2 pseudogenes are annotated in these 869 nt (G+C 72.2%); both read right to left on the reverse strand.

From position 1 onward, the window contains the following. Positions 1-218: pseudogene (locus FUT87_RS27505) on the reverse strand (hypothetical protein); the annotation flags it as partial. Between the two features lie 17 nt (positions 219-235). Beyond that, positions 236-869, reverse strand: a pseudogene (locus FUT87_RS27510) (polyamine aminopropyltransferase); the annotation flags it as partial.

Raw genomic sequence — 869 nt, forward strand, 5'->3', positions numbered from 1 at the left:
CCGGCGCCCAGCACCAGCACCTGCGCGCGCCGGGGCGGTGCGGTGGCGGTCGACCAGTCGGGCAGGGCGCCGCGCAGCCGATGGCCGCGTTCCCAGTTCGCGCCGGTCCAGCCGCCGGGCAGCCCGGCCAGCCGCTCGGCCAGGCGATCGGCGACGGGGCGCGCATCGCGCCCGCAGGCGGACAGCATCGGGAGCAGCGCGGCCGCCGTCGCGCGCACGAGCAGGTCGCGCCGCTTCAATGCAGCTTGCCCCATTCGCGTTCGAACTCGTGGACCAGCACCTGGTTGGACAGCCGGTTCACCTCCAGGCCCGAGGGGCGCGCCATGTCCGGCGGGAAGCTCATCAGCGCGGGCAGGCTCTCCAGGCTCAGGAAGCGCAGGCCCGGCGGCAGTTGCCGGGGCATGGACCACGGCCGGCGGCTCGCCAGCACATAGCCCCATTCGCCGAAGCTCGGCACATGCGCGTGGTACGGCGTCGCCGTCAGGCCCACCGACTCCACCGTGGTCACCACGGTCCAGTAGGCGCGCGGCGCCACCAGCGGCGAGGTCGCCTGGATCACCGCATAGCCGGAGGCCGCGAGGTGCTGGTCCACCAGCCGGTAGAAGCTGGCCGTGTACAGCTTGCCCAGCGCGAAGTTGCTGGGGTCGGGGAAGTCGATGACGATGACGTCGAAGCTCGCCTGCGAGGCCTCGAGCCAGCCGAAGGCGTCGGCGTTGACGATCTCCAGCTTGGGGCTGCGCAGCGCGTCCTGGTTGAGCTGGCGCAGCAGCGGCATTGTCGAGAACAGCGTGGTCATGTGCGGGTCCAGTTCGACCAGCGTGACGTGCTCGACGCTCGGGTAGCGCAGGATCTCGCGCACCGCCATGCCG

The organism is Mitsuaria sp. TWR114 (genome assembly GCF_007997345.1).